This window comes from Pelagimonas sp. (genome assembly GCF_058892305.1).
Window position 1 is genome coordinate 75,669 of the sequence record NZ_JBZXVN010000035.1, and the last position, 25,238, is coordinate 100,906.

22 protein-coding genes are annotated in these 25,238 nt (G+C 54.8%); 7 read left to right on the plus strand and 15 right to left on the minus strand.

Going from position 1 to position 25,238, the window contains the following annotated elements; all coding sequences use genetic code 11:
* Nucleotides 1-52 precede the first annotated feature (52 nt).
* Nucleotides 53-484 (minus strand): hypothetical protein, encoded by a 432-nt coding sequence (locus AC5EFR_RS15110; RefSeq protein ID WP_493576621.1) that lies wholly within the window; start codon nucleotides 482-484, stop codon nucleotides 53-55.
* Nucleotides 485-585: 101 nt separating this feature from the next.
* Between AC5EFR_RS15110 and AC5EFR_RS15115 the strand changes: the two genes are divergently transcribed.
* On the plus strand, nucleotides 586-1,407 hold the full coding sequence (locus tag AC5EFR_RS15115) for a helix-turn-helix domain-containing protein (protein ID WP_493576622.1): 822 nt from the start codon (nucleotides 586-588) through the stop codon (nucleotides 1,405-1,407).
* Between the two features lie 77 nt (nucleotides 1,408-1,484).
* Here AC5EFR_RS15115 and AC5EFR_RS15120 read toward each other — a convergent pair whose 3' ends face one another.
* Both AC5EFR_RS15120 and prfB read right to left on the minus strand, forming a co-directional pair.
* Entirely contained in the window at nucleotides 1,485-2,273 is a 789-nt protein-coding gene (locus AC5EFR_RS15120; RefSeq protein WP_493576623.1) for a DUF2189 domain-containing protein, read from the minus strand.
* Between the two features lie 194 nt (nucleotides 2,274-2,467).
* Nucleotides 2,468-3,595 carry a peptide chain release factor 2 gene (gene prfB / locus AC5EFR_RS15125; protein ID WP_493576624.1) on the minus strand — a complete coding sequence of 376 codons (1,128 nt, stop codon included), beginning with the start codon at nucleotides 3,593-3,595 and terminating at the stop codon, nucleotides 2,468-2,470.
* A gap of 30 nt (nucleotides 3,596-3,625) precedes the next feature.
* Between prfB and AC5EFR_RS15130 the strand changes: the two genes are divergently transcribed.
* Entirely contained in the window at nucleotides 3,626-4,525 is a 900-nt protein-coding gene (locus AC5EFR_RS15130; protein ID WP_493576625.1) for an aminoglycoside phosphotransferase family protein, read from the plus strand.
* Here AC5EFR_RS15130 and AC5EFR_RS15135 read toward each other — a convergent pair.
* The 3 genes from AC5EFR_RS15135 to AC5EFR_RS15145 all read right to left on the minus strand — a co-directional run bounded on the left by AC5EFR_RS15135 (nucleotide 4,522) and on the right by AC5EFR_RS15145 (nucleotide 9,649).
* Nucleotides 4,522-7,071 (minus strand): penicillin-binding protein 1A, encoded by a 2,550-nt coding sequence (locus AC5EFR_RS15135; RefSeq protein ID WP_493576626.1) that lies wholly within the window; start codon nucleotides 7,069-7,071, stop codon nucleotides 4,522-4,524. The genes AC5EFR_RS15130 and AC5EFR_RS15135 overlap by 4 nt on opposite strands.
* 114 nt (nucleotides 7,072-7,185) lie before the next feature.
* Nucleotides 7,186-8,409 (minus strand): N-acetylmuramoyl-L-alanine amidase, encoded by a 1,224-nt coding sequence (locus tag AC5EFR_RS15140; protein ID WP_493576627.1) that lies wholly within the window; start codon nucleotides 8,407-8,409, stop codon nucleotides 7,186-7,188.
* Nucleotides 8,410-8,491: 82 nt separating this feature from the next.
* A complete protein-coding gene (locus AC5EFR_RS15145) occupies nucleotides 8,492-9,649 on the minus strand; it encodes a pyridoxal phosphate-dependent aminotransferase (RefSeq protein WP_493576628.1) in 1,158 nt (385 codons plus the stop codon).
* 75 nt (nucleotides 9,650-9,724) lie between these two features.
* Between AC5EFR_RS15145 and AC5EFR_RS15150 the strand changes: the two genes are divergently transcribed.
* Both AC5EFR_RS15150 and AC5EFR_RS15155 read left to right on the plus strand, forming a co-directional pair.
* A complete protein-coding gene (locus AC5EFR_RS15150) occupies nucleotides 9,725-11,032 on the plus strand; it encodes a M48 family metalloprotease (RefSeq protein ID WP_493576629.1) in 1,308 nt (435 codons plus the stop codon).
* Nucleotides 11,033-11,048: 16 nt separating this feature from the next.
* On the plus strand, nucleotides 11,049-11,828 hold the full coding sequence (locus tag AC5EFR_RS15155; protein ID WP_493576630.1) for a DsbA family protein: 780 nt from the start codon (nucleotides 11,049-11,051) through the stop codon (nucleotides 11,826-11,828).
* 75 nt (nucleotides 11,829-11,903) lie between these two features.
* Here AC5EFR_RS15155 and ispG read toward each other — a convergent pair whose 3' ends face one another.
* The 3 genes from ispG to hemA all read right to left on the minus strand — a co-directional run bounded on the left by ispG (nucleotide 11,904) and on the right by hemA (nucleotide 16,152).
* Nucleotides 11,904-13,031 (minus strand): flavodoxin-dependent (E)-4-hydroxy-3-methylbut-2-enyl-diphosphate synthase, encoded by a 1,128-nt coding sequence (ispG, locus tag AC5EFR_RS15160; protein WP_493576631.1) that lies wholly within the window; start codon nucleotides 13,029-13,031, stop codon nucleotides 11,904-11,906.
* Nucleotides 13,032-13,134: 103 nt separating this feature from the next.
* Nucleotides 13,135-14,805, minus strand: a complete 1,671-nt coding sequence (locus tag AC5EFR_RS15165) for a helix-turn-helix domain-containing protein (protein ID WP_493576632.1) — start codon at nucleotides 14,803-14,805, stop codon at nucleotides 13,135-13,137.
* Nucleotides 14,806-14,928: 123 nt separating this feature from the next.
* The gene (gene hemA, locus AC5EFR_RS15170; RefSeq protein ID WP_299928393.1) at nucleotides 14,929-16,152 is read right to left on the minus strand and encodes a 5-aminolevulinate synthase; all 1,224 of its coding nucleotides are present in this window, start codon (nucleotides 16,150-16,152) and stop codon (nucleotides 14,929-14,931) included.
* A 290-nt stretch (nucleotides 16,153-16,442) separates the two neighbouring features.
* Here hemA and AC5EFR_RS15175 point away from each other — a divergent pair, with 290 nt between their 5' ends.
* The gene (locus tag AC5EFR_RS15175) at nucleotides 16,443-17,813 is read left to right on the plus strand and encodes a M20/M25/M40 family metallo-hydrolase (protein WP_493576633.1); all 1,371 of its coding nucleotides are present in this window, start codon (nucleotides 16,443-16,445) and stop codon (nucleotides 17,811-17,813) included.
* A 231-nt stretch (nucleotides 17,814-18,044) separates the two neighbouring features.
* Entirely contained in the window at nucleotides 18,045-18,578 is a 534-nt protein-coding gene (locus AC5EFR_RS15180; RefSeq protein WP_493576634.1) for a hypothetical protein, read from the plus strand.
* Nucleotides 18,579-18,581: 3 nt separating this feature from the next.
* On the opposite strand, the gene AC5EFR_RS15185 is transcribed toward AC5EFR_RS15180, so the two are convergent.
* Entirely contained in the window at nucleotides 18,582-19,457 is an 876-nt protein-coding gene (locus AC5EFR_RS15185) for a glycosyltransferase family 2 protein (protein ID WP_493576635.1), read from the minus strand.
* A gap of 302 nt (nucleotides 19,458-19,759) precedes the next feature.
* On the opposite strand from AC5EFR_RS15185, the gene AC5EFR_RS15190 reads away from it, so the two are divergent.
* Nucleotides 19,760-20,329 carry a hypothetical protein gene (locus AC5EFR_RS15190; RefSeq protein WP_493576636.1) on the plus strand — a complete coding sequence of 190 codons (570 nt, stop codon included), beginning with the start codon at nucleotides 19,760-19,762 and terminating at the stop codon, nucleotides 20,327-20,329.
* A gap of 3 nt (nucleotides 20,330-20,332) precedes the next feature.
* Here the strand turns inward: AC5EFR_RS15190 and AC5EFR_RS15195 are convergent, their stop codons facing one another.
* The 5 genes from AC5EFR_RS15195 to AC5EFR_RS15215 form a co-directional block, all read right to left on the minus strand.
* On the minus strand, nucleotides 20,333-21,736 hold the full coding sequence (locus AC5EFR_RS15195; protein WP_493576637.1) for a carnitine 3-dehydrogenase: 1,404 nt from the start codon (nucleotides 21,734-21,736) through the stop codon (nucleotides 20,333-20,335).
* Between the two features lie 22 nt (nucleotides 21,737-21,758).
* Nucleotides 21,759-22,178 carry a lipocalin gene (locus AC5EFR_RS15200; RefSeq protein WP_493576638.1) on the minus strand — a complete coding sequence of 140 codons (420 nt, stop codon included), beginning with the start codon at nucleotides 22,176-22,178 and terminating at the stop codon, nucleotides 21,759-21,761.
* Between the two features lie 416 nt (nucleotides 22,179-22,594).
* Nucleotides 22,595-23,305, minus strand: coding sequence for an RlmE family RNA methyltransferase (locus AC5EFR_RS15205; protein ID WP_493576639.1), 711 nt, complete (start codon nucleotides 23,303-23,305; stop codon nucleotides 22,595-22,597).
* 55 nt (nucleotides 23,306-23,360) lie between these two features.
* Complete coding sequence (locus AC5EFR_RS15210; protein ID WP_493576640.1) at nucleotides 23,361-24,473, minus strand: Ppx/GppA phosphatase family protein; 1,113 nt, start codon at nucleotides 24,471-24,473, stop codon at nucleotides 23,361-23,363.
* Nucleotides 24,474-24,503: 30 nt separating this feature from the next.
* Nucleotides 24,504-25,211, minus strand: coding sequence for a sulfotransferase family 2 domain-containing protein (locus AC5EFR_RS15215; RefSeq protein WP_493576641.1), 708 nt, complete (start codon nucleotides 25,209-25,211; stop codon nucleotides 24,504-24,506).
* Nucleotides 25,212-25,238 lie beyond the last annotated feature (27 nt).

The window sequence follows — 25,238 nt, forward strand, 5'->3', positions numbered from 1 at the left end:
TACAACAACAAAGGCACCCAATTTGGGTGCCTTTTTGTTAGACCCGCTTAGGTCAGCACGCCCGTGCCGACGGAAATTGGACCACGTTGCTTGCATCACCTGCCTGTTTTCCTTGCAGGTTCATGGCAATGTCTGGTGCGTAGCCCGAATTCACATGTTGCAAGTTACGAGCCAATCGACAATCACGCTCCTCCTGCAGATCGAACTGGATCAAATCACCTGCGTCCAGTGCCATCCCGCGGTGCATGCAAGACTCAGCCGCCGCGTAATAGGCTAGGTTACCGTGATCCTCACACCAGATGACAGCTTTGCTATCCAACTCGTCTGCCCAGAGGACAACCCCATACATCCGTTCTTCCATGACGCACTCTTTGGTTATTTCCCCTTTAAAGTGACCGAAACTTTTTACATCGAATACGATTTTTCCCGCGTCGGGTCCTTGATTTTTGTGACGTAAATCTGCACCTTTGGTGCCAGTAAGCATCAGGGTTGACGCCAAGTAGCACCACCCCTTGTGACAATTTGGGACAGAACTCCCGCTAAGGTTCGAAGTTGGCGACACTAACAATCAGAAAGAGAAGGCGTATGCCCTCCGATCAAACCAAAAGCCTCTCAAAACGCCCAAGCCCGGCCGAGCTTCGTAGCATGCTTGGTGCCAACCTGCGTCAGCTGTCCAATCAAGCGGCGTCTATTTCCGCGCTTTGCCGCGATTTGGGGGTCAACCGGACACAATACAATCGTTATTTGGCCGGCGAGAGCTTCCCACGTCCAGATGTGTTACACCGCATTTGTTCCTATTTTCAGGTCGACGCGCGCATCTTGCTGGAACCGGTCGAAAAGATCGAAAATACCTCCGCAGGCTTGCTTACCGATCCTGCAATTGCCGAATATGTGACCGGTGCCTCCCGAAAACTCGAAGAAGCCGATTTTCCAAGTGGTTTTTACAGGTTTGCACGCCGCAGCTTCATGGAAGATCAAATGTATGTGCAGGGGCTAATCTACGTTTTTCGTCGCGGCAACAACACATTCCTAAAGGGGTTTGAAGCCAAAGACGCCATGAGCCAGCAAGGTTTGCCCACCGATCCTGGTACACGAGAATTCCGGGGCGCGATCCTACCTCAAGAGGACGGTGTCGCCGCCCTCGTGAGCCGCAAAGGCTCGGCCACCACATCTTTTAACTACCTCGCACGCATTCCATCGTTCGAGAACAACTTTTGGGTCGGCTATGTGACCCGCACCGTACGGGAGAACGTGGCAGGCCGCCGCGTTGAACGTCTGGTCTATGAACATCTGGGAACAAATACCGCCAAAGTATTGGCTGCGGCGCGTGTCTCTGGGTTCTGCGACCAAGAGGGCCTTGTGCCCTACCACAAGAACCTGCTGAAAGTTGGACAAAGCTTTACCTAAAGCCGCCAGCGGTAGGTCACACTCGCACGGGAAAGGGTTGGCATATTTGCCGACCCTTTTCTTTTGTACCCGCCGTACTAAGCGGGATCGCCATCTGAGCCATAGGCCAACATGTCATAGAGATGCCAAGTGGAATGGCCCAAAAGCGGCAGAGACAAGAACAAGCCAACGAAACCAGGTAACATCGACAAAAAGGTAAAGACAGCGATGAACCCGGCCCAGGCAAACATGACGACAGGATGGGCTTGAACATATTGGAATGACGTGATCATCGCGGTCACAAAATCGATCTCACGATCAAGCAACATCGGCAGCGCCAGCACCGTAATCATATAAAGTACCGAGGCAAAAACAGCGCCAACCAAAGTGCCAACGGTCAACATAGTGATCCCGTCCGTTGACAGGTAAACGTCAAAGGAACTGGAAACATTTGTCATGGTCGCTAGGCCCATAAAAAGCGCAAAGATCATATGCGCGACAAAGAACCAAAACAAAAACACAACGATGATGATGGCACATATCGACGGCAACTGGCGTTTGGATTGCCGCAAGATAACCGAAAGGATTTCCGGCCAATCCAAGGGGCGCCCCTGCTCGATCCGACGGCTGACATCATAAAGGCCGACGGCAAAAAACGGTGCGATGAGCGGGAATCCGATCGCCGCAAAAACCATCCAATAGCTTTGACCTGTCCACCAGGTGATCCAAGCCATAAGCCAGCCACACAAAACATAGGTCCCCGCGAATGCGATCGCGAAAATCGGGGCCTTTGTCAAATCTGCCCAGCCCCGCGCTAGCGCAGTTTTTAAATGCTCAAACGTCACATCCGACAGCGTTGGAACGCCGGGCTTTGGTGTATCGGGCATGTCCCCTCCTCCCTGAGACAAGTCCTAAATTTCATTCACTAAAGCGGATATGAGGATGTCACGCAAGAATTACACAGCCCACAAGCGTCGCATGCGACAATAGCGACGCCCCAGTCGAACCTTGACGCCCAAATTCCGTACACGGAATTTGTAGCACCAAGCCAATCTGGAGGTAAAAGAACCGAAAGGGTCGGTTAAACGTCGCCCTGCGCATCAGCGCGGCTTTTCCCGGATACCTGAAGCGCCAAGGTCGCGGCCATCAACCCGTCGAGATCCCCATCCAAAACACCTTTGGTGTCGGACGTCTCGTAGTTGGTTCGCAGGTCTTTGACCATTTGATAGGGCTGCAAGACGTAAGAGCGAATTTGGTTACCCCAACCGGCGTCCCCGGCATTTTCATGCACTTCGTTCACAAGCGCAGATCGCTTGTCCAACTCCATTTGGTACAAACGTGATTTCAGCGCCTTCATGGCGATGTCCCGGTTTTGGTGCTGCGACTTTTCGGAAGATGTCACCACAATCCCAGTTGGATGGTGGGTAATCCGGACCGCGGAATCTGTGGTGTTCACGTGCTGACCTCCCGCACCTGACGAGCGATAGGTATCAATGCGAATATCGGCAGGGTTGACCTCAATCTCGATATTGTCATCCACCACCGGATAAACTTTGACCGAAGTAAAAGACGTATGCCGCTTGGCTGCACTATCAAACGGCGAAATCCGCACAAGACGGTGCACACCGCTTTCGGACTTTAACCAGCCATACGCATTGTGACCGGAAATCTTGTAAGCGGCGGATTTGATCCCCGCCTCTTCACCGGCGCTTTCAGACTGCAGTTCAACGTCATAGCCATGCGCTTCGGCCCAACGCACATACATCCGCGCCAACATGCTGGCCCAATCACAGCTTTCAGTGCCACCGGCCCCTGAGTTGATTTCCAAAAACGTATCGTTGGCATCGGCTTCGCCGTCCAACAAGGCCTCAAGTTCTTTCTTGGCGGCCTTTTCAGTCAGCGCCGCAAGCGCGTCTTCGGCATCGGAAACAACTTCGGCGTCATCTTCCATTTCGCCAAGCTCAATCATCTCGACATTGTCGGCCATCTCTTGCTTGATCGAGGTATAGGTCTCCATCGCATCAACAAGCATCTGGCGATCGCGCATCAGCTTTTGCGCCGCCTCGGGATCATCCCACAGGTTCGGGTCCTCAACGCGGGCATTGAACTCTTCAAGCCGGTGTGGCGCAGTGTCCCAATCCAATCTCTGGCGCAGCAATTCGAGCGATTTCTCGATCTTATCGACATTGTTCTGTGCTTCTGCGCGCATGGGTCTGGTCCAGTTTCACTTATTCAGGTGATGCGTGATAACAAGGGCCGCGAAGGTGAGCAAGCAGCGGTACGCGGTGAAATGGATCTACAGGCGGCTTTGACAACATTTGGCCTAACACAACCGCGCGACTTGACCCAAACGGGCATCGCACGGCTTTGGCGCGTGAACGGACCAATGGGCCAAGATTGGGTGCTAAAGCTCTATCATGGGATGGACATGGGCAATGAAACCCAAGGTGTGTCGTTGATGAAAGCCTGGGCAACGGTCAGCCCACATCATACTCCTCGCATTCATGGTCAAATTGACAATGCACTGGTTATGGATTTCCTGCCCGGTCAAACCCTTGGCAATACGATCCGCGACGGTGACTGGAGTGCCAACAAGGACCTGGCGACATTTGCAATTGACCTGCATAGCCTCTCCTTGCCGCCAATGCGCAACCTGCCGAAACTGGAAACATGGTTTCAGCTACTCTTTGATTTGGAGGTTGCAGCCAATTGTCCACCCGGCGTCGCGCATGACATCGGCCGGGCAACCGTCTTGGCGCGGCACCTTCTTGCGACCCAAAGCAATCCAAGACCGCTGCATGGAGATTTGCACCATGACAATGTGTTTTATGCAAATCAGGGGTTTCGCACCATTGATGCCAAGGGGGTGATTGGCGAGCCAACCTATGAGTTGGCCAATGCCATGCGAAATCCCAAAGGCTGTGGCGCAGCGCTGCGTGACAAGGCTTTGCAACACCAGCGGCTCGACTGGTTTAGCAAATCCATGAACGTCGAAAAGAAACGATTGGCGCAATGGGCGGCGGCAAAAGCTGCGTGGTCCATCGCCTTGCGGGCCAAAGGAACGTTAAAGGCCGGCCCCGACGTCAATCGAGAGGCCGACCTTTTGAACTTACTTCTGGAGCTCGCAGACGAGGTTTAGAACAACCCGCCCGAGGACAATGTCCCAAAGCCCGCTTTGGGGCCGACCACGGCTTTTTTGCCGGTCGATGTTGTCACTTCACGCGCTTGGCCTGCCGCGTCATTCGGGCGGATCAAGTCAAAGCTTCCCGAAACAGCAAAGCTGCCGGTGATGCCTTGGCCACCAAAGATGATGTTCGCAGGATCGTCGATGCGGAAACACTCGGACACGACGTTTGGACCACTTGCGCTTTCGCCCAAACGGGCCCCGGAAAAGCGGTCAATTTTGATGAACTGACAATCTTCGGGAACTCGGAAGTCACCGCCACCGTATTTCTTGGTCGCCTTACGCATAAAGCGTGTGAACACCGGACCACACATGCCACCACCAGAGGCCCCGCGCCCCATCGGTTTTGGCGTGTCATAGCCAATATAACAGCCCGCCACGATATTGGACGTGAAGCCCACAAACCAAACATCCTTGGCATCATTGGTTGTCCCGGTTTTGCCCGCCGTTGGTACCCCCAATTTGACGGTCTTGCGCGCCGTGCCGCGTTGCACAACGCCGCGCATCATCGAGGTCAGCTGATAGGCGGTGATCGGGTCCATAACCCGTTCACGGTCATTCACAATCCGCGGGCTGCGGCCATCGCGCAGATTGGGGTCATCGCAATCCACACAAACCCGTTTGTTGCCTGGCGCGGCGTCATGGCTGAAAATTGTGGTGCCATAGCGATCTTGAACCCGGTCAATCAATGTCGGCTGAACCCGCTCACCGCCATTTGCAAACATCGCATAGGCCGCAACAACTTGATAAAGCGTGGTTTCATCGGCCCCCAAAGCGTTGGCCAAAACCCGTCCCATGCTCTCATACATGCCAAATTTTTCAGCATAAGACGCGACAACGTCCATCCCGACCTCTTGGGCCAATCGAATTGTCATCAAGTTTCGCGATTGTTCGATCCCGGTGCGCAGAGGCGTTGGGCCATAGAACTTGTTCGAGGCGTTTTTCGGGCGCCAAACACCATAAGGCGTATCAATTTCAATCGGAGCATCAACAACGATGGTCGCCGGGGTATAGCCGCTATCCAACGCCGCAGCGTAAACAAAAGGTTTGAAGCTTGATCCCGGCTGACGCTGGGCTTGGGTCGCGCGGTTAAACACCGAGTTTTGGTAACTAAAGCCCCCCTGCATCGCGATCACGCGACCGGTGTTAACGTCCATCGCCATAAACCCGCCTTGCACTTTGGGAACTTGGCGTAGGCTCCAACGGATAAAGTTTCCATTGTTGTCGTCACGCATTTCCCGCAGGTGGATCACGTCACCGCGTTCAAAATTGTCAAACAAATTGCCTTTGAACCAGCTGGTATCCCCACGCGGAACGGTGTTGCCGCGCGGATCGTTGGTTTCAATCCCTTCAATGCCAACCAGCAACTCGTTTTCGCGCACCTCAAGAACAACTGCCGGCAACCACTCGGACACAAGATCAATATCCCGCGCGACACGGGTTTTTGTCAGTGCTTCGCGCCAAGCTTCTTCGCTACCGAGCTGATCCGCGTCAAGGGTTTTCCCAGAGCCATTCCAACGCCCCAACCCACGGTCAAATTGTTCAAGCGCGCGTTGAAGCGAATGCGCCGCCTCGACCTGCATCTCTGGGTCAAGGGTTGCGCGGACCGAATACCCACCTGAAAAGAACTGATCCTCACCGAAGTTGCGGCTTAGCTGGCGGCGGATTTCATCGGTGAAATAATCGCGCGGCGGCAGCGACCGACCATAAGGCGCATAGTCACCGTTTTGAACCGACAACAGCGGCAAAAGACGCTCGGACTGGTAAGTCTCATAGGTGATGTAGCCGTTTTCATACATCTCTTTGAGCACAAAGTTCCGTCGGTTTGTCACCCGCTCCTTTTTTCGGACCGGATGAAAGCTTGATGGAGCTTTGGGCAACGACGCCAGAAACGCCGCTTCATGGGGCGCGAGATCACCAAGTGTCTTGTTGAAATAGACCTGCGCGGCGGCGGTCACACCATAGGCGTTTTGACCTAGGAAAATTTCGTTGAGATACAGCTCAAGAATCTTTTCCTTGCTCAACGCCTCTTCGACGCGGGTCGCTAGGATGATCTCTTTGATCTTACGTTCCATTTTGCGGTCACCCGACAAAAGGAAGTTTTTCATCACCTGTTGAGTGATGGTCGAGGCCCCGCGGACACTTCCTCCGCGCGATTGAACGGCTTCAACAGCGGCAGAGGCAATGCCGCGAACATCGTACCCTTGATGGGTGTAAAAATTCTTGTCTTCCGCCGAGACAAACGCATGTTTGACAAGTTCGGGGATTTCTTCGGCCGGGGTGAACAAGCGGCGTTCTTGGGCGAACTCGTCAATCACCTGACCTTCGGTCGAATAGATTCGGCTGATGGTTGGTGGTGTGTATTGCGCCAGATGTTCGTGGCTCGGCAAATCGCGGCCATACATCCAAAACACAGCCCCAATGGTCAGCGCGACCATCAAGGTGCCCATAGTCAAAACCGAAAAGATCGCTCCGAAGACCGAAAAGATGAACCTGGTCACGTCTGACCCCCAATACTGCTCAGGGCTTCATTATACGGCATGATTGCCATGGTCAAAACACATCCGCGCGGGGAATTGCCGATGTTGGTTTGCAAAACGGCGTCCTCAATCGCTTTATTGTCGGCGCAGACGCGATAATGCTTCGTCTTCAAGCGCCCAAGCGTTGATCCCGTCGCGAATCCCTGCTGCCATTCCGGCGCGCCAATTGGGGTCCTGAAGATTGTCGAGATCGCGTTGCGTTGACAAAAAACCAAGTTCGATCAAAACCGACGGAATATCGGCAGATTTCAGAACCGAAAAGCTGGCTTGGCGCTTGGGGCGTTTGTGCACATTCCCAAGCGCATTGCGAATCCCGCCGACCAAATGACCGGCAAGGGCATCTGAGCGCGGAGAATTGTCCAGCCGGGCAATATCCAAAAGAACCTGTGCAACCCGGTCATCCGTGCCGGACAAATCAACGCCCGACAAAAGATCGTCGCGGTCATGGCGTTCGGCCAAAGCAGCCGAGGCCGCATCCGATGCCTCTTGGGACAAGGTGTAGACCGACGCGCCATGGGCGACCCCTTCGGCCAAGGCGTCCGCATGTAGCGAAATAAACAGATCGGCTTGAGCCTCATGTGCCTTGGAAACACGGCGTTCCAAAGACACGAACACATCCTCTTCTCGCGTCAAGACGACACTGTAATGCCCTGTTCTAACAAGAACATCCCGAAGTTCCTGTGCAAAAAGTAACATCAGATCAGCCTCGTCAAAGCCATTGCGCTGCGCACCCGGATCAATCCCGCCGTGGCCGGGATCAAGTAACACAACCAACGGCCCAGCCGTGTCGTCGGGTTTGGCCCGTTGAACCACATTCTCCGGAACCTCCCATGCCGGATCAAACGGCATCCCGGACAGTTTCACGAACTCCGACTGATCTATTGGGACAAGACGCAAAGACAATTCTGCAGCCCCGGTGTCCTTGGCAACATTCAATTCGGCCACGTCAACTTTCATCGGAGCGCGGATCTCGGCCACAAGGCGAGACCAACCGGGGCGAAACGCCCCCATGCGTAGGCTGGCAATATGCTTGCTGGTGTTCATGGCGACTGGGTCCGTGTCGCGCCAATCCACTTCGCGGAAATCAACAACCAAACGCGCCGGTTCATCCAATGTGAACACCCGCCAAGGAACACCTTGGCTTAACTGCAACTCCAGCTCGGTGCCCCCACCCCAAAAAGGGTCACTGAAACCGCCGCCAAGAAAGCGGGCGAGACCGCTGCCGCCCTGCGACGTGTCTTGGGCCATAGCCAAAGTGCCAGCGCATAGTAGCGCCAATGTCGCGATCCATCTGCTCATGATTGGCTCTTTGGCCTCACCTGTTTTTCTTTTGGTTATCTTAACCGACGCGGATGCCTATCGGCTAGCCTTGCGTCTGTTGTCAGGCCGAAACATGCCCATGTTTCACCATAAAGCGACGCAGGCGTTCCAAGCCTTCGGCGATATCCGCCGTGGCGCGGGCGTAGGAAAACCGCAAAGTCCCTGCCCCACGTTGTTGATCAAAATCCATACCCGGCGTTACCGCGACGCCAACTTCGTCCAAAATCGCCCGTGCAAATCCTTGGCTATCATCGGTGATGTGGCTGATGTCCGCATAAACATAGAACGCCCCATCCGGCGGCGCGATGCGATCAAAGCCTGCGTTTGGCAATCCATCCAACATCAATTGGCGGTTTTTGCGGTAAACGTCCATGTTGGCCTGTAACTCATCCTTGGCCGTCAAGGCCCCGAGCGCAGCCACCTGAGCCGCATGGGGCGCGCAAATGAACATGTTTTGCGCCAATCGTTCGACCTGACGCACCTGCGGTTCTGGCAAAACCAACCAGCCAAGGCGCCAACCTGTCATCGAAAAATACTTAGAAAACGAGTTGATGACACAAACGTCGTCGGAGATTTCCAGCGCCGTGATGGCCTTTTTGTCGTATTCAATGCCATGATAGATTTCGTCCGACAGAAAGCTGGCTCCTTTGTCCTGCGCCGCTCCGATCAGGGCTCCAAGTTCCTCTCGGCCAAGCATTGTGCCACTGGGATTCGCCGGTGAGGCCACCATTATGCCCTGAAAATCCACGTCCCTGAGATCGTCCGGAACAAGTTGCAAGCGGTTCTTCGCCGAGGTTTGAATTTCGACCGGCACCAAATCCTGTGCCTTGAGGATTTGGCGATAAGAAGGATAGCCCGGAGCGCCAAGAGCAACACGATCTCCGGCGTCAAACAGCGCCGTAAAGGCCAGAACAAAGCCGCCCGATGATCCGGGTGTCACAACAACACGCGCCGGGTCCAAATCTATATTATACCAATCTTTATATAGACTTGCGATGCGTTCTCGAAGCGTTGGAAGCCCCAGCGCAACGGTATAACCAAGCGCATCATCTTGCATCGCCCGCATCAACGCATCCCGCGCAGCGGCAGGCGCTGGGGTGCTGGGCTGGCCCACTTCCATATGAATAATATGGCGTCCCTCGGCTTCAGCCTGTCGTGCGGCCTCCATCACGTCCATCACAATAAACGGATCAACCATTCCGCGCCTTGAATTCTGCATGCCGCCCTCTCTACTGTGCCGTGCAACGAGGCTTATGAGTGGCAGAGGCAGAACGCAATGATCCTTCCGAGATTGATGAGCATCTTGATTGTGCTGTCCCTATTACTCGCGGCCCCCGCGCGCGCCGGTATCTCGCTGCTGCGTGACGCCGACATCGAATATGGGTTGCGCAAGATCGCGGCCCCAGTGTTACAGGCCGCAGGTTTAAATGCGTCGCAAATCAGAATTGTTGTGGTCAATGACAGCGCAATGAACGCTTTTGTCGCCGATACACGCCACATCTTTATCAACTATGGCCTTATCATGCGGCTCGATAGTGCTGCGGCGTTGCAAGCCGTCATCGCCCATGAGGCGGCGCATATCGCCAATGGTCATATCACCCGTCGGTTGGGCAATGCGAGCATAGCTCGGACCGCTGCTGGGATTGGCATGATACTGGCGGCAGCTGCCGGGGCTGCAACCGGTGATGGTCGGGCGGCGGGGGCCATTGCCCTTGGCACCCAAAGCTCTGCATTGCGCTCACTTTTGTCCCACACCCGCGCCGAGGAATCCGCAGCAGATATTTCTTCAGTTCGCTACCTAAAACGCGCAGGGATCGACCCATCTGGGGCCGTCGACGTTCAAGATTTGTTTCGCGGTCAGGAATCATTGGCCGCCACGCGTCAGGACCCATATATGCGCACCCATCCGCTAAGCCGGGACCGTTTGCGCGCCCTCAAAGGGTTGGTGGCCGCAAACCCCGGTGGCAAACGAGACCCCTCGGCACAGTATTGGTTTGACCGGATGCGCGGCAAGCTCACCGCCTTTAAACGCGCCCCAAGCTGGACCCTGCGTCGGGCCAAATCCAGCGCGTCCCAAGATATTGCCCTGATGCGGCAAGCCGTAGCCCACCACCGCGATTCCAACATCAAAAAGGCGGTGCGCGCCATTGATGGGGCTTTGGCATTGCGCCCAACCGACCCCTATTTAATGGAGCTCAAGGGGCAGATTTTGCTGGAATCACGCAAATTTGAACAAGCCGTTGCCGTGTATCGACAAGCGGCGAAACGCGCACCGCGTGAGCCCTTGATCCTAGGTGGATTGGGTCGATCGCTTTTGGCTGCGGGTCATCCAAAAGACGCGCTAAAAGCGCTAGAAGCCGCGCGGGGGCGTGATTTTTCTGATGCGCGCATCCTTCGTGACCTAAGCGTTGCCTATGCGAAAACCGGAAAACCGGCCATGGCATCACTGGCGACCGCCGAACGCTACGCCCTACAAGGCCGGTTTAAGGATGCTGAAATTCACGCAAAACGCGCCGTGGACCGTTTGCCGCGCGGGTCTAGCCCGTGGCAGCGCGCCCAAGATGTGCTACATGCGTCAAAACAGGCCAAGCGCAAGCGCTGACTAGAATGGAGTGACCATGTTCAAATCCCGCCCTCTTTCCTCGGTACTGCTTAGCAGCGCCACCGCCGTGATGCTTACCATGTCTGCGCCGCTTCAGGCCGAAGGCTTGGATTTTGAAAACATGTCTGATGCAGATCGGGCTGCTTTTGGCGCGGCGGTTCGCGGCTATTTGCTCGAAAACCCCGAAGTGATATTTGAAGCGGCTGCAGTCTACGAAGAACAGCAAGCCGCACTCCAAGAGCGTGCTGATGAAACCCTCGTGGCAGACAATGCCGAGGCTCTCTACAATGACGGCTATAGCTGGGTTGGTGGCAATCCCGATGGCGACATCACAGTCGTGGAATTTTTGGACTATCGTTGCGGATACTGCCGCAAAGCCCACCCAGAAGTGGCTGAATTAATTGAAAAAGACGGCAACATCCGGTTGATCGTCAAGGAGTTCCCAATCTTGGGTGAAGCCTCGATGACCTCTTCTCGTTTTGCAGTTGCGGCACAAATCGTTGGTGGCGATGACGCCTACAAAGCCGTTCACGAAGCGCTGATTACGATGAAAGCCACCCCCGGCAAAGGCCCCTTAGTGCGTTTGGCAGGGACTTTAGGCCTTGATGGAGATGCGATCTGGGCCGAGATGGAGAGCGACGAAGTCACACGGCGCATCTCAGAAACCCGCGCCCTGGGTCAGAGAATGGGCATCAACGGCACACCTAGCTTTGCCTTTGGTGATCAGATGATCCGTGGCTACGCGCCTTTGGAAACCATGCAGGAAATTGTCGCTGAGCTTCGCAAGCAAGGTTAATATAGAAATGGGCGCTTGAGGATTTTCTCAAGCGCCCACAATACCTTAACCGATCAAGCTCGCGTTAAACTCTAACTATTCAGCAGCATCTTGCGCCGCTTGCGCATCTAAAACAGCGGCGCGTTTCTCGACTTCTTCGATGATGTGCTCGACCATCTGATCGTTGCTCATCTTATGGCTGGCTTTACCCGCCAGATAGACCATGCCGCTCCCGGCCCCGCCGCCGGTGAAACCAACATCAGTCATCAGCGCTTCCCCCGGACCATTCACAACGCAGCCAATGATGCTTAGACTCATCGGGGTTTTGATGTGCTCTAGACGTTTCTCAAGCGTTTCGACGGTTTTGATCACGTCAAACCCTTGACGCGCGCAACTGGGGCAGGAAATGATGTTCACACCGCGATGACGCAGCCCAAGGGATTTCAAGATTTCATAGCCAACCTTGACCTCTTCGACCGGATCGGCGGAGAGGCTCACCCGGATTGTATCGCCAATCCCCATCCACAAAAGGTTACCCATCCCGATCGCCGATTTAATCGTCCCGGATGTTAGCCCCCCGGCTTCGGTGATCCCAAGGTGAATAGGTGCATCGGTTTGCTCGGCCAGCTGTTGATAAGCGGCAGCGGCCATAAAGACATCGGACGCCTTCACGCTGATCTTAAACTCATGAAAATCATGATCTTGTAGGATTTTGATATGATCCATGCCGCTTTCGACCATCGCATCCGGACACGGTTCCCCGTATTTCTCCAACAGATGTTTTTCCAACGACCCGGCGTTCACGCCAATCCGGATCGAACAATTGTGATCGCGCGCGGCTTGGATGACTTCTTTGACCCGCGCCGCTGAGCCGATATTGCCCGGATTGATCCGCAAACAGGCCGCGCCGGCTTCGGCAGCTTCGATACCGCGCCGGTAGTGAAAGTGAATGTCCGCGACAATCGGAACCGGGCTTTCGCGCACAATTTCTTTGAGGGCACGCGCGCTGTCTTCGTCGGGAACCGACACGCGCACAATGTCCGCACCGGCTTCGGCTGCGGCCTGCACCTGCGCAATTGTGCCTGCGATATCAGTGGTTACCGTATTGGTCATGGTCTGAACCGAAATCGGGGCATCCCCCCCTACGGGCACGTTTCCCACCATAATCTGACGGGACGTACGACGGTAAATATTGCGCCACGGGCGAATGTGATTGAGGCTCATGAGTTCGGTCCTGATTGGAACAAAGCAAGTCGTGCTCAGATACATAATGCGCATGGTCAGCTATGACCAGCGCTGCACCTACGTCATTGCAGTTTTGTAGGAGTTAGTCTTGCGACAGGCTGAGTTCCGCAACAACCTTGGCAAGCGTTGGGTTCTGAGTCAGATCAGCAACAGCCATGTTCTGTGCCACATTGCCAGCCGACAAAGCAAGATTGTCCGCAATTGCACCGTTACCGCCATAAGGCCCATAGGTCTGACCGTTGACCGCGAAATAGATCGCCCCCGCATCACCGGTACGAATGGTAGGCGGCTGTTCAGTCTGAGGAACGCGATAAGACTGCCCCGGTTTCAGGATCGTCTCATGAATACGAGACCCGGACGGCGATTTGACCAAAATCCACGCTTCACGCGTTGCGACAATGGTTATGCCCGGCAAAGGATCAGCCAAAACTTTGGGAATACTTGGCGTAGCAGCAGCCAGCGCAACAGGTGCAGATGGCGCGAATGGACGGGATTTTAGGTCGAGTTCGACCAAAACTGTTTCCAAATCCGCATCAGATCCGGCTTGAACCGGGCTGTAACGGGTGGTCAAATCCTGAGCGACCAAAGAAACGCCCTCGGTCACCGAGCCATTTGGCCCCGCTGGACCGTAGCTAGTGCCATTAACCGCAAAGTACACGGCACCAGATTCACCGATCTGCATTCGCGGCGTCGCCGCATCCCCCGGCACAACATAGGTGTCACCCGCATTCAATATGCCGGAATAGAGAACGGAACCGACTTCATCTTTGACCTGAACCCAAGCCGGACGCGCCGCAACAACGGTCACACCGCGCGCATCAAAGGCGGGCAATTGCCCAACAGCAACAGGGGCTTGGCCGGGTTGTAGGGCCAAACCGTCGGCCAATGCAGCAGCGGCCAGGCTGCTATCTTGAACCTGTGGAAGGTCAGAGCGGGCGATATCGGAAAACACGCCGACGCTTTCGGGGTCCAACGTGGAAATTGGCGCATCACGGGCCACCAACACAGGCACATCCAAAGCCTGAGGACGGTACAAACGGTCAAACGCCTCGGTCGTCGGCGGGGTAAACACCCCTGCCCCATCCGAGGCAGCTGAGACGATTGTCGGCCCTTCGGATGTTGGCGCAATAGGTGCTGGACGCGCAGTACCAGCCGCATCAACAGGATCAAGTTCGCTCAACACAACGGGGGTTTGATCAACCGGCGTCACCTGAACACGTTGGACTTCTTGTAAAACGGTCCAGCCACCGTAACCGATGCCAGCCATCAAAGCGATCAAGACCAATGATGAACCGATTGCACCCGGCTCGATGCGCGACAAAACGGAATCTCCAACAGGCGCAAAGGGCATGTTGGGTTCGGCAAGAGGATCACGCACACGAGGGCGCAGCGCGCTTTCTTCGGATTTTTTGACCACCGACGCCTTGTCGGACATGCCGTGAGCAACCGAAAATCCGCTTTCGGCGCAGAAGGCGTCAAACGCTTCGTCCGGGTCCATTCCTAGATAGCGAGCGTAAGATCGCACATAACCGGCGATAAACCCAGGCGTGTCAAAGGCGGAAGGATCACAGTTTTCAATGGCGGCGATGTAGCTGGCTTTGATGCGCAGCTCACGCTGAACATCGAGCAAGGATTTACCAAGAGTCGCCCGCTCGCCCCGCATGAGATCGCCCAATTGCAAGGCAAAATCATCAAAGCTTTGCGGAGCCTCTTCAACCTGCTCCGGTTTATCGTGGGATTTGCGCCCGATCATCCAGACTGCCCCATTAACCTAGTTCCGTTTCACGCCTGCCCGTTATGGGCAACTCGATTCGAGTCGCCCACTTATTGCGGTCACATTACCATATCTCAACGGTTATGACAGGATTTCCACAGGTTACCCGGCCAATTCGGCGCGATTCAGCGCACAATGGCTCCACAACTCATCCATAGCGTGTACGAGTTTATCCATTTCATCGGGACCATGTACCGGTGACGGCGTAAAGCGCAACCGCTCGGTGCCACGCGGCACGGTTGGGAAATTGATCGGCTGAACATAGATTCCATATCCATCCAAAAGCATATCGGACAGCTTTTTGGTATGCACAGGATTGCCGACAATAACCGGAACGATGTGACTTCCGTGATCAATAATGGGCATTCCCAGCCCCTTGAGACGGGTTTTGAGAATTTTCGCCTGTGTCTGATGCTGTTCACGCAGTGACCGGTCATGCTTGAGGAAGCGAACCGACGCAGCCGCGCCCGCAGCTACCGCCGGCGGCATGGAGCTAGAGAAGATGAAGCCCGGCGCATAAGAGCGCACAGCGTCACACATTTTCGCGCTCGCGGCGATGTAACCACCAACAACACCATAAGCTTTTGCCAAGGTCGCGTTGATAATATCAAGACGATGCATCAAACGATCACGTTCGGCGACGCCGGCCCCGCGAGGGCCATACATGCCAACGGCGTGCACTTCGTCGATATAGGTCAGCGCGCCAAATTCATCGGCCAGATCACAAAGAGCTTCGATCGGACCAAAATCGCCGTCCATAGAATAGACCGATTCAAAGGCAATCAGTTTCGGTGCCTTAGGGTCGTCCGCCATCATCAACTCGCGCAGATGCTCAACGTCATTGTGACGGAACACACGTTTCGCGCCACCGTTGCGGCGAATACCCTCGATCATCGAGGCATGGTTAAGCTCATCCGAATAGATGATCAAACCGGGGAACAGTTTTGGCAACGTCGACAGGGTCGCATCATTGGCCACATAAGCACTGTTGAACAACAAAGCCGCCTCTTTGCCGTGCAGATCGGCGACCTCGGCTTCCAACGCTTTGTGGTAAACCGTGGTGCCGGAAATATTGCGTGTGCCGCCCGAGCCCGCACCGGTCGCGTCCAAGGCTTCGTGCATGGCTTCTAGTACAACGGGATGTTGGCCCATGCCGAGATAGTCATTGCCACACCAAACGGTAATGGGCTGCTCGCTGCCATCGGGTTTGGTCCAAGTCGCATGCGGGAAATTCCCGTTCTTACGCTCGATATCAATGAAGGTACGGTACCGGCCTTCTTCGTGAAGACGGTTTAGGGCTTCGTCGAGTTTCGCGGTGTAGTTCACCGGTGACCTCCTTCTTGTCATCTTCTTGTCATGGGCCTCAGCGCGGCAACGGCCCGTAGCAGTAGATCTCAGCATTCAATTTTACGAATGAATATCGTCCGCGCATCTTTATGTCTACGGTCTACGCGGGGACCAGTGGTCGCATCCTTGATTTACGTCAAGCATACCACCCGTCCCAGTCCGGCATACCCCACCCTTCGTCTCCTATCGGAAACGCGGTCTCATTCGCTGGACAGTTCCTAGGCCTCTGATAGGGTCGCGACAAGACACCCAACAAGGAGCAAACCCCGATGTCTCTCGACGCTGTTCTGTCACGGATCGACGATGATCTTCCCCATGCCATTGATCGCCTGATGGAGCTGTTGCGCATTCAGTCGATTTCCACCGATCCGGCCTATAAAACCCAATGTAATAAGGCCGCAGACTGGCTTGTGGCTGATCTCAAAGGCCTTGGTGTTGACGCGCAATCACGCGAAACGCCGGGCCATCCGATGGTGGTTGGCCATGTCGACGGGGACGGTCCGCATATCCTGTTTTACGGCCACTATGATGTGCAACCGGTCGATCCGCTTGAGCTCTGGGACAACGATCCGTTTGATCCCCAAATCGAAGACACCGCAAAGGGAAAAGTTATTCGCGGACGCGGGTCATCGGATGACAAAGGTCAGCTTATGACTTTCGTCGAAGCCTGTCGGGCTTGGAAAGCCGAGCATGGAAAGATGCCCTGCCGAATCACGTTTTTCTTCGAAGGAGAAGAAGAAAGCGGCTCGCCGTCCCTGGTTCCATTCCTTGAGAACAACAAAGACGAGCTGAAAGCTGATCTGGCTTTCATCTGTGACACCGGCCTTTTCGAATCGCGCGTTCCCGCGATCATCACCCAATTGCGCGGCCTCTTGGGCGAGGAAATGACAATCACAGCCGCCAACAAAGACCTGCATTCCGGCATGTTCGGTGGTCTGGCGATGAACCCGATCCGAGTGCTGTCTGGCATTCTTGCCAATTTACATGATGACAATGGACGCATTCAGGTTCCGAATTTCTATGACGGTGTCCCCGAATTGCCCGCCGAGATCGCTGATCAATGGAAGGCACTGGAGTTTGATCACAGCGCATTCTTGGGTGATGTCGACCTGTCCGTTCCAGCCGGTGAACAAGATCGCAGCCCGATCGAAATGATCTGGTCGCGCCCCACCGCCGATGTAAACGGCATTTGGGGGGGCTATACCGGCGACGGTTTCAAAACCGTGCTCCCCGCTCAGGCGCACGCCAAAGTCAGCTTTCGCCTCGTTGGTCAACAAGACCCACACGCCATCCGCGACAGTTTCCGCGCCTGGGTCAAAGCCCAGTTACCCGCGGATGTGACGGTTGATTTCAGCGGCCATGGGGCCTCGGCCGCCGGTCAAATGTCAACGGCGCACCCGGCCTTTGAACAATCCCGCGCCGCGCTTGGGGCCGAATGGGGTCATGAGGCGGCATTTGCGGGCTGTGGTGGTTCAATCCCTGTTGCGGGTCATTTCAATGGCATTCTCGGGATGGATGCGATGTTGGTTGGTTGGGGCAAAGACGATGACCAACTCCATTCACCCAATGAAAAATACGACGTCGAAAGCTTTCACAAAGGCATTCGGTCTTGGGCGCGTATTTTGGACGCCATAACCTAAACCTCTGTTGCCCTCGGTGACAAATACCCAAGGCGATTCGAATTCGCACTTGGTTTTGGTTAACCGAGGGTTATGCCCGACATTTCAAATGTCGTCACCCTGGGCAATGTCGCCCAATTGCCCCACCTTCCTTAGCGTCACATTCAATTCTAACGATTTAGGCACCCCGAATAAGGCCTTTCTGCCGTATTTCTTCGCAGCTTTGCCAAATTCATGAAGTACAAAGCTCTCATGTTGCGAACGACCAGTAAATTGACCCATCGTGATTTTCGGCACCGTATCCGGCGCGTTGATCGGCATTTCTACCGCACGGGGAATTGCGTCAACCAGGATGCTCGGAAAACCCGCCCCATTGGCGCTACGCTTTTGGGGTTCGGTTGGGCGTATTTGATTGTGTCACTCTCGACCAACCGCCCGGTCATCGAAGCGTCGCTTCGCCAAGGGGCCATTGATCCGCAGTATCATGATTGGATTATGGCCGGCCTCGCCTCGCTCATTGCCGTGTCCTTCATCATGCTGGGCACACATGTGTTCCGGTTTCTTTTTCAAAACGGCGCACGGCGTACAAACTCCGGTGGATTGTTGATCGGGTGCAGTGTCGCACTTGTTATGATCTACACCCCGCCTGAGGTCTGGCAAGCCGGGTTCCAAATGATGGATGAAAACTCTCAGGCCTTCATCCAAAGCGCCAGCGCGTCGATGGATATTGAAATGCCCGAAGTTGATCTCTCGCAAGTGTCCTTTGTGTCTTCCAACGGCAATTGACCGTTAGATCACGCCGTTAAACCGCTCTGGCAAAATGAACTGGGCGTCATAACTGGGCCGCTTAAAATGATAAAAGCCGGTTTCGCCACGCGGCTCCCAACTGCGATGCATGCGTTTGCGCACCCATCCCAAATCAAAGCCATCTTGCATTTTCAACTCGGCAAACGCGTCGAAAACCGCCCGGTCTTCGCCACGAGCTTCGGCAAACCAATGCCGCCCGATTGAGGCGTCTTGAATACCGACACCAACGTCCTGTGTCACTTGATTGCGCGCGTTCATCACCGAGGCATATTCTGAAAAATCGCAGAATTTCAGATGAAACAAATACAATTCATCCGGCGTATTCAGTTTGTCGTATTGGGTAAAATGCCCGCCCCGCGCGATTTTCGCGCCGTGGCTAACGATACAAGGTTTGGAGTAATGCGGCGCAAGACGCACATGGCGACGCGGCCCAAGGATATGATCTGTGATCGCCTCGGGCTCTTGATCGATCCGATGAATGACCTCTAGCCCAAGCGGCGTGATCATTTGGCGCTTGCTCTGGTCCTTGAGATAGCCAAGCAAATCACGCCCATCGCTAGGGTCAACAACAACAAGCTCATCCACGTCCCCCACGACCACATGGTCGTAGTAACATCGCAACCCTTGCACAAAATTGTTGAGCATCCGCCAGCGCTTCATGTCAAAGTTTGGATGAGGATCGCCGGGTATGCCAATGATATTGCAGCCCTCTGCAAGTTTGGCGACCTCTTCGCCCCGTCCATGATTGACGATATAGCAATTCTCGCGGCCAAACATTTCGCCATAGTGGCGTAGCCAGGCTTTGAGGAAAAACGCGTCATCACGCACCATTGTCAGGGCGGCGGCCACCGTTTGCATCTGCTAAGCCTCTTTGTCTTTTGTTTTCACGCAACAATAGCCGATCCATTCCGCTCTGAGAATCGCATTCTTTACCAAGAACGATTAACGTGACCGGCAAAACACCAAATAGGACACAGCCTATGTACCCCGAGCAGTTGCGCAGCATCGGTTGGCACATCCAACCCGGATCAGAACCACCCAAACGAATTCAAGTTTTTGGAGAGCGGTCTTCGGGGACCAATTTTGTCAAACGTCTCATCGGGCGCAATTCACATTTACAACCGATTGAAGATTTGGGTTGGAAACACGGGTTTCCACATATGACAGCAATCCCGTCTGATACCGCAATTGTTTGTGTTGTGCGCGATGCCCGCGCTTGGGCGTTGTCCATGCACGCCAAACCTTGGCATTGCCCTCCGGTGATGCAGGCCCTGCCCTTTTCCTATTTCATTCGCTCGGAATGGGCGACGATTGCCGATCGCAAACGTTACTTTCCGCAGGTCAAATCCTTGGGGGGCGAAGGCCAACCGCTCCAACATGATCGCCACCCCCTAACGGGCAAACCGTTCGCCAACCTCTTTGCGTTGCGTCGCGCCAAGTTGCAGGGGCTTTTGTCCTTTTACCATCGGGGGTGCACGTTGGTGTTTTGTCGTCTCGATGCCGTTCAATCCGCACCTGAACTGTTTTTGAAAACGCTACATCAAGACCTAAACGTTCCAGACTGGGACATGGACTATCGCCCTGTGGTCAAACGGCTTGGCTCCAAGTTTTTGGCCGCCGTTGAGCCTAGGCAAGAGACGCCGAAGTCTCTTTCTGATGATGATCTGGCGTTTTTACGTAGCCAAATCGACCCAGAGCAGGAATACGCTCTGGGCTTTGACTATCGCTAGGCTTCACGCGTGTTTCGCCGCCAGTGCCTCAACTGCGGCCAACACATCTGGCAGAGGTGGACAGGACTTGCGCGTTTCCAGCGAGACATGAAGCAAGAACTGATTGCAACTCGCAAGCAACGTTCCATCACGGGACCGTTTCATCTCATGCATGAGGCGAAGCTTTTTCCCTTCGCCCTGCGCAACCCGTGTTTCAACAAAAACCTCTTCGCCCGCATGGGTTTCCATGATGTAGCGAATGTTGGTTTCGGCGGTGAAATAGCTATTTCCCGCGGCGATATAATCTCGATCCGCGCCGACATGAAACATTAACTCTTCAGACGCGTCGCTGAAAATCTGACCATATCGGCCTTCGTTCATATGACCGTTAACGTCCGTCCAATCCACCGGAACGATCCGGCGCACCGTGATCAGAGGTGTTTCATCCGCCAATGGCCCGCGCAGGGCCGCATCATGGTCGGCAATCAACTTGCCTGCGGCGGCATTCTGGCCTTTGAGGGCACGTAAAATGGACACCAGATTGTTGTCGCGCAACTGCTCCAATTGCCGGATCGACATATGCCCGGACTGCGCATCCGATTGCCCGGCAATCAGGTCGACGAGCTCGTCGTTGAACTCGGGCACATCCATCAATTTGGTCCATGGCCATTTCAGTGCGGGGCCGAATTGAGCCATGAAATGCTTCATGCCCGCTTCGCCGCCTGCCACGCGATAAGTTTCGAAAAGCCCCATTTGCGCCCACCGCAACCCAAATCCATAACGGATCGCGTCGTCAATTTCCTCGGTGGTGGCAATCCCATCCTTGACCAGCCAAAGCGCCTCGCGCCAGACGGCTTCTAGAAACCGATCGGCAATATGGGCGTCAATCTCGGCCTTAACATGGAGTGGGTACATCCCGATATCGGTCAAAATTTCGGATGCTTTTTCAACAACCTGCGGCGCGGCATTGGCACCGGGCACCAGTTCGACCAAAGGGATCAGGTAAACCGGGTTAAACGGATGCGCGACTAGGATTTGCTCTGGGCGCACGGCCCCATCTTGCAATTCCGACGGCTTAAACCCGCTGGTCGAAGAAGCCAAAACGGCATCTGTTTCACAATGGGCCTGTAATTCGGCATAGACCTTTTGTTTAATATCCAAACGCTCTGGAACGCTCTCTTGAATATAGGCTGCGCCGTTCACTGCCTCCGCAATCGAGTCATGAAACGTTATGGTTCCGCGTTTCGGCATTGGCGCTTCGTACAACATCGGCAAACTGCGTTGCGCATTGGCCATGACCTCGCCAATCTTGCGCTCTGCTTCTGGGTCCGGGTCAAAAACCTTGACCGACCACCCCATCAAAGCAAAGCGCGCAGCCCAACCTCCGCCGATCACACCACCGCCAATAATCGCCGCAACTTTTGCCATGTTGCCTCTCCCTGTTCGCATTCTATCGAAGGTCTTTTACGCGGCTCAGGTCATACCCGTACCACTCCAAAATTTTGTGGGCGGCCTTCAAACGTTCGCCCGGACGGCCGGTTTTATCCATGATCCAAACCCGTCGTCCCCCCGGTTCGCCCAACACCGCAGTTCGATTATTGATATCAAGCCAATGGACCCAGATTTCCTCTTCACCAAGTAAAAACCGCCCTTTTCCGATTGGCTGAAAGGGTAATGCGGTCGCACCAAAACCAAATGTCGCCCCTTTGACCGTCACTGTTCTCTCGGGGACATCCATTGAAGATTGAACAACGACCCAATCGCCCGCCAAGCGATCGAGAGTCACATCCGCTTGTGATGCGACTGGGGCTGTTGGATTTCGCAATGGAATCTGAGTTTCTGGCATCGTGGTTACCGGCGTGCAAGCCATGGAAAGCGCCAGAAATAACAACGACAAGACATTGAAAGAATAAGATAAATTTCTTGAAGCCATCAAGCGTTCCCTTGGTTTGGCACAGGGTACGCGCCAAAAAGCGCTCAACTCCATGCCCAAAGCGACTCGCGTCATGCCTAAGGCGTCGCGATGTCCAAAACCTGCCTCATTTGGCCAACAGAGTGAAGCCGTCTGCTATACCAATCGACCTGGAGCCGCTGCCAATGCTTCACGATAAATCGCTGCTGTCTGGGGATAAACCCGCCGGCCGTTTTTCACGCCTATTCGACCTGTTTGAGCAAGGTTTGCCACAGGAAAAACTCAACGAGAATGAAACGCTCAGCACGCAAAAAGCTGAGCGTTTATTAGACCTTGCCCATCGTTCTTTATGTGATCGACCCTATAGGTCGCGTTTAACCGCGGAACCCTGTGGCAACGACGAATTTTTCCGACGAATCCGAGCGGCTGGCCGGGGGTTTGACATGGGCGACCTTGGTGAACCGTTGCTTTAACACCTGCTGAAGCGATCCTTCGGCCCCTCCCGCAAGAACCTTGGCAACAAAGGTGCCACCTTCTTCCAAGACATCAAAGGCAAGGTAGGCCGCAGCCTCGCAAAGCGCCATGATGCGCAAGTGATCCGTTTGCTTGTGGCCAGAAGCCGAAGCCGCCATGTCGGACATGACAACATCAGCCTTGCCGCCAAGCCAACCTTTGACCTTTTCATCGGCGTCGTCTTCCATGAAATCCAACTGATGAATTTCACATCCGGCAACAGGATCAACCTCTTGAAGGTCAATGCCGAGAATAGTGCCAACGGCCTTGCCCTGTTTCTCGCCCAAAGCATTCACGCGGCGGGCCGCAACTTGACACCAGCCCCCCGGCGCACAACCAAGATCGACCACCCGCGCGCCCGGAACTAGAAAACGATACTTATCGTCCAATTCCAATATCTTATAAGCCGCTCGACCACGATAACCATCGGCCTGTGCCCGTTTGACATAGGGGTCGTTCAATTGGCGTTGCAACCAAAGCGTCGACGAAAGCTTGCGCCCACGTGCGGTTTTTACTTTGACCTTGAGGTCGCGCTGGCCGCGCCCGGATGCGTTTTTAGGTGACTTGGCCATGGTTTCTGCCTCTTGCGGATTGCGCGGAACGATATTCGCCGAAAATCGGCACCTATCACAAAGGTCCGTCTTCCAAAACCCCATCAGCGGACATCTGCGCGTAAAGCAAGCCTTCGCGCAATCCCCTATCCGCAACACTCAGTCGATCTGTTGGCCAAACCCGCAACAATGCTTGTAAAATCGCGGAACCGGACATGATCAGCGCCTGGCGATCCGGCCCGATACGCGGATCTCTCCGACGCCCGGTCGGCCCCAAATCGAGGTAGCGACGGATCACGGCTTCGATCTGATCAGAGGACATGCGAAGGCCGTCTACCTTGGTACGATCATAGCGGCGCAGTCCCAGATGTGAGGCGGCGACAGTTGTCACCGTCCCGGATGTTCCAACGATTTGAAAGCCTTCTCGGGTCTGCTCATCCGCGTATGGGGCGAAATCCGCCAGTTGTTCTTCAAAGAACCAGCTCATCAAGGCGTAACGCGCCGCGTCATCGGACACATCAGAGAATTGATCCCGTAGGGTCGCAACACCTAAGGGCACGCTGATCCAATCGACGACTTTGGCCGTCGGAAACGGACTATCGGGCGGATGGAAACCCGCATGAAGACGCATGATAGCGCGGGGGCGATCGCGGGCCGGAACCGAGCTAAGGTCAATCCAGACAAGTTCAGTTGACCCACCGCCGATATCAACCACCAACAACTGTTCGGTTTTGGTCGACACCAGTGGCGCACAGGAAATCACCGCCAAACGCGCTTCTTCTTCGGGTTCAATAATCTCGAGTGGCAAGCCGGTTTCGCGGCGGACCTGATGCATGAACTCGCCACCATTGCCGGCGCGACGACAAGCTTCTGTCGCCACAAGGCGCATACGGGTTACCCCGTGGCGTTCAATTTTCTGACGGCACACTCTCAGAGCCGACACCGTTCGCCCCATCGAGGCGCGGCTTAGTCGACCATATTTCTCAAGCCCCTGCCCGAGTTGGACAGACTTCGAGAAACTATCAATCACATGAAACTGGCTACCCTTGGGTTGGGCAACCAACATGCGACAACTGTTCGTGCCCAGATCCAAGGCAGCATAAAGCGCATTGGGGTCTGGCCGTAATGGCGCGGTGCTCTCGACCGGTTTCGGGAAAGCGCCCGCAGCCTTGGGACGCTTGGGCGCCATAACTTTGCGCCCTCCGATTTCAACTTGAGTTTACGATACGCGGCGGATCGGCATCGCGCAAGACGCATGACGCCGTGGACCCAAAGGATTCTCGTAAAACTCTGACAAGAAATCATATTCGCCCTCAAGAAACGGGCGAATGGCGTCAATCGTTTTCCCATCCAAATCATCAATCGACAATTTGGCCTCGGAGGTATTGCGCCGTGGCATGTCAACATGCTGACGAGTCAAAAGGCTAAGATCATAGGCCAATTTTCCGAGCTCTTCGGTTTTATAGACCTTGTTATAGGCGTTCAAATTCCGCCCCACAAAAAGCCAGGCTTCAATCGCGTGGTGTTTCACACTTGAGGCCGCCTGTTTGTACACATCCAAGTTTTGGAAAAACTCATCCGGGCTTGGGTCACGCGGCACATTGGGCAACCAATCGCGACCGTCGCGCAATTTGATGCTGTTTTTTAGATCCCCAAACTGCAACACTCGGTTTGTATAGACGGACAGAAGCCGTTTGATCGGGTCGCGCACCACGCAAAACCGCCAATAGTCGCCAAATTCTTCGAAACGGTGCGGCCGAAACCGAGCCGTCGGGTAAATGTCATGCCATGTATATAGGGTAACATCCTTTTCGGCGGGTAAGCTAACCGATGGGTCCAGCCGCGCCAACGCTTCCTTGACCGAGGAGCACCCGGCCTTGGGAAGGGCCATATAGGCCAGCTTATGTGCGTCAACTGCGATGACCATTGGCCTGCGCCCCCTATCCTTGTCTCT